Origin of the sequence: Amphritea sp. (assembly GCF_050300915.1) — a bacterium.
Classification (GTDB): domain Bacteria; phylum Pseudomonadota; class Gammaproteobacteria; order Pseudomonadales; family Balneatricaceae; genus Amphritea.
The window spans coordinates 1-4,044 of record NZ_JBNKYN010000138.1 but is presented as its reverse complement, the minus strand read 5'-3'; the positions used below and the strand labels follow the sequence as shown (position 1 = coordinate 4,044).

Annotated in this window: 4 protein-coding genes; 2 read left to right on the top strand and 2 right to left on the bottom strand. The window is 51.0% G+C overall.

Translation table 11 applies throughout. The features are described 5' to 3' along the window. The coding region (locus ACQY8X_RS20660) for an AEC family transporter (RefSeq protein WP_428037018.1) at positions 1 to 792 on the top strand (792 nt) is incomplete at its 5' end. Positions 793 to 957: 165 nt separating this feature from the next. Further along, on the top strand, positions 958 to 1,428 hold the full coding sequence (locus ACQY8X_RS20655) for a nucleoside triphosphate pyrophosphohydrolase family protein (protein ID WP_428037017.1): 471 nt from the start codon (positions 958 to 960) through the stop codon (positions 1,426 to 1,428). Positions 1,429 to 1,563: 135 nt separating this feature from the next. Here ACQY8X_RS20655 and ACQY8X_RS20650 read toward each other — a convergent pair whose 3' ends face one another. Both ACQY8X_RS20650 and ACQY8X_RS20645 read right to left on the bottom strand, forming a co-directional pair. Then, positions 1,564 to 3,552: a DNA topoisomerase III gene (locus ACQY8X_RS20650; protein ID WP_428037016.1), complete on the bottom strand. Its 1,989-nt coding sequence runs from the start codon at positions 3,550 to 3,552 to the stop codon at positions 1,564 to 1,566. Positions 3,553 to 3,638: 86 nt separating this feature from the next. Then, on the bottom strand, positions 3,639 to 4,044 hold a 406-nt coding region (locus tag ACQY8X_RS20645), incomplete at its 5' end, for a glutathione S-transferase N-terminal domain-containing protein (protein ID WP_428037015.1).

Sequence of the window (4,044 nt, the reverse complement as noted above, 5' to 3'; positions counted from 1 at the left end):
TCTTCCGATCTGACGTCGGTCTTCCTGCCGATTCTGGTATTGGGTCTGGTGAGTAACGCGCCCTTCAGGCAGTTCAGCCCAGAACCCTTGTTATCCTATGTGCTGGCCGAGTGCATCATCCTCAGCCTGGCATTCTGGCTGGCACTAAAACTGGGGCTGCAAAAGCAGGAAGCCGTACTCCTGTCTGTCGGCTGTGTTTTTGTTAATAATGCGTTCTTAGTGCTGCCAATCTCTCAATTTCTCTATGGCGCAGGGAGTGTATCGCCGGTCATTGCTATTCTGACGCTGGACACCATTATTCTGTTTATGGGCACACTGTTCGCGCTTGAACTGACACGCCCCGAACAGCCATCATTGCGACATGTCTTCAGCGTCATTGCCCGACTGCCCCTGGTACTGGCCATCGGCGCGGGACTATTATTAAACCTGCTGAATATAAAACTGGCAGACCCCATACAGACATTTGTCAGCTTCAACGGACACGCCGCCGCGCCTCTGGCGCTGCTGGCCCTCGGGGTTGTTCTTTCACAGGTACCACTCCGTGTAGACAAAGTAGTCTGTATCTTTACCGGATTTAAGCTAATCCTCTTCCCATTAGCGGTTTGGGCCGCGATCTCACTGTTCGCACCGGTCACACCAGACAGCGGTAAATATATGCTCAGTTCAGCAGGACCAATAACCACCGCGGTGTTCTCATTTGGCATGCTCTATGGCGCACCCACCACCCGGGTTGCACAACTGCTGGTGTTAACCACACTGCTCAGTCTTATCTCGATTGCGGTGCTGGCCTGAAATAGAGGGCAATCATTATCCAGTGACGCCTGTCAACATTGACAGGCTATCGGGCCTCAATCCTCTACAAAACACCTTTGCAAAGCCAATTTCAAAATTGCGCTTAACGCCTTAAACCGTCATCATACAATCCGTTTCTAACTTTCTAACGGTACACAGACAACCATGAGTAATTTCACCGACGTTTCTTTTCTGAACACTGTTTTTGGCAATCAACTGGGTAATATGAATGATCCTGACTGGGAGAAAGCGGGCAAGCAGCTGCACCTGATACAGGAGGAACTGGCGGAACTGGTTGAAGGTATTCAGAATAAAGATATGTCTGAAGTGCGTGATGCGGTCGCTGATATTCTGGTGGTAACCTACGGCATGGCCCATGTGCTGGGTATTGACGCCGATAAAGATATGGCCGCCGTTCAGGAAAGCAACCTCTCTAAGCTGTGTAAAACCGAAGCGGAGATCGAGGAAACCCTGGCCTACTACCGTACAGAGATCGGGCTGGATGTGTACAGTGGTGGTGAACTGCCTAAAGCCTTTATCAAGTCGTCAGAGGATCAGACCGGCAAAGATGGTAAGTTCTACCCTGCCCATAAGTTTCTTAAATGCATTAACTGGCATGAGCCAAAGCTTGCATAAGCAGCCTGACTGAAGAGCGCTTAAAATAGCTGCTGATTCAATCAGAGTGACATATATACATAAAAAAACGGTGCTCCTATGCACCGTTTTTTTGTCCCTTAAATAAGGGTCAGAATAATCAGCTGACAACGGCGGTTATGCCGACTTTTTACGTCTGACGGGTGTCCGCTTCTTGCCAGTGGTCGTTTTCTTAGCAGCGGTTTTCTTAGCGGCAGGCTTTTTCGCCGCAGAGCCGCTACGGGCTCGGGAGGTTCTCCGTTTCTTAGGCGCAGGGCTTAAGGCTTTCAGCGTATCAGGAATCACCACCTCTGCTGACTGGGCAATCAGGCCGTGCAGGCGTTGTGTCAGCGGCTCCATAAAACTGCTGTAACTGCTTTCCTGCTGACTGATCCTGCTCAGTTCCGACTCCCAGAGTGCAGTCATATCCGGCGTGGTGGCACTCTCTGGCAGACAATCAACCAATGCACGTCCCACCGTGGTGGAACGGATCGTTTTCCCCTCTCTGACAAAAAAGCCGCGGGTAAACATCAGTTCGATGATGCCCGCCCGGGTTGCTTCTGTGCCCAGACCATCAGTCTCTTTCAACACCTTGCGGATCTCAGGCTCGGCTACATAACGACTGATCCCGGTCATCGCCGCCAGCAGGGTTGCATCAGTGAAATACTTGGGCGGCTGGGTATTCTTCTCATCCAACTGGCCTTCGATACAATGCAGTGGCTGACCTTCCACTAACACCGGCAGAGCACTCTGTTTTGGGTCTGAAGCGGAAAGCAGCTGCTTCCAGCCGGAATGGATCGTCTGATGGGCGGTTGCAACAAACAACCCACCCGCGATAGTCAGATCAGCCCGGGTATCATCATACTCGTAGGGTGCCATAAACTGGGCCAGATAGTAGCGGCTCACCAGCTCATATAACTGTCTTTCCTGCTGACTCAGCGAGGCAAGATTTGCCTGCCGGGTGGTCGGTATAATCGCGTGATGGGCACTGACTTTCTTATCGTTCCAGGCCGATGAGCGGCGGGCGGCATCGATCTGCGGCAGAAACTCTTTCAGTGTCTGCTGATTAGCGCCAATCGCACTGATCACTTCACCGGCCTGCCGGTGATGCTCCTCAGGCAGATAGCGGCAATCCGAACGGGGATAGGTCAGCAGTTTATGCCGTTCATACAGCGACTGACAGGTGTCCAGCACGGCTTTCGCGCTCATACCGAAACGCTTCGCAGCTTCTATCTGCAACGCCGACAGATTAAAAGGCAGTGGCGCATTTTCCTTCTTACGCTTCTGGGTAAGTTTTACCAACTCTGCTGGCTGCCCTTTAATCCGCGAAATAACATTTTCAGCAAGTTTGCGGTTTAATACCCGCCCCTCTTCATCCTGATAGGGCTGGCAATTTTCACTGGGCTTCCAGCGCGCTTTGAACTGCTCCCCCGCCTCAGTCTCAATCACCGCCTGCACTTCATAGAACGGTTTTGACACAAAGTTCTCGATCTCTTTATCACGCCGGACAACCAGGCCCAGCAGAGGCGTCTGCACCCGGCCAACCGACAGCACGCCGTTATAGCCAGCCTTCCGCCCCTGAATACTGTATGCCCGGGTCAGATTGATGCCGTAGATCCAGTCCGCGCGAGAGCGCGCCAATGCCGATACAGATAACGGTATAAACTCAGAATTGGATTTAAGGTTCCCCAGCGCAGCACTCACCGCCTTAGGGTTGAGATCGCTGATTAACAGCCGCTGGGCCGTTCTTTTCTTGGTTTCACTGGCCCCCAGATAGTTGATCACCTCATCCACCAGCAGCTGCCCTTCGCGGTCAGGATCACCCGCATGTATAAGCTGTTTCGACTGACGAATCAGTTTACGCAACACCGCCAGCTGAGAACGGGTCTGACTGCGGGGCTTTAACTTCCATTCATCGGGAATAATCGGCAGGTGTTCAAAGCGCCAGGGTTTAAAGTCGGGATTGTAGTCCGCAGGATCAGCCTGCTCCAGCAGATGCCCAAGGCACCAACTGACACAGTCGCCATTGCCGAGCTCAATATAGCCATCGTGTTTTTTATGGGGTTTGGGTAAAACATCAGCGATCGCCCGGGCGAGGCTGGGCTTCTCTGCAATGTATAGAATCATATCGGAAGAACTACTGGTTAAATATACAGATAAGTTATCTTAATATTCACAGAGACTCCAGTCTTGCGGGATAAAAAAAAGCAGCGTTAAGCTGCTTTTTGTAGATTTGACTCGAGATAGGTCTGTTCAAGATAGTGAATGATATCGGAGGACTCATACATCCAGCTGACATTGCCTTCACCTTCATCAATTCTCAGACAAGGCACTTTTAACTTACCGCCCTCTTCAAGTAGCTCATTGCGATACTGCTCAACATTTTTAGCATCACGCAGCTCAATATTGAGGCTATTACGACGCAGTGAACGACGCACTTTAACGCAGAAAGGACATGCTTCGTACTGATATAAAGAAAGGTTAGTTGTTCGCAGGTCCAGTGCACGCTGCTCCTCTGGAGCTCGTTTAAACGGACGGGGACTGAAAATAAAGTTCAACAGCAGGATAATTCTGCCCAGAAACCAACGAATAAATGCCACTTTGATCACTCCTAAATAC

Bases quoted from the DNA above. Each gene is read 5' to 3' on its own strand.
- ACQY8X_RS20655 (WP_428037017.1), top strand. From the start codon at position 958: ATGAGTAATTTCACCGACGTTTCTTTTCTGAACACTGTTTTTGGCAAT.
- ACQY8X_RS20650 (WP_428037016.1), bottom strand. From the start codon at position 3,552: ATGATTCTATACATTGCAGAGAAGCCCAGCCTCGCCCGGGCGATCGCT.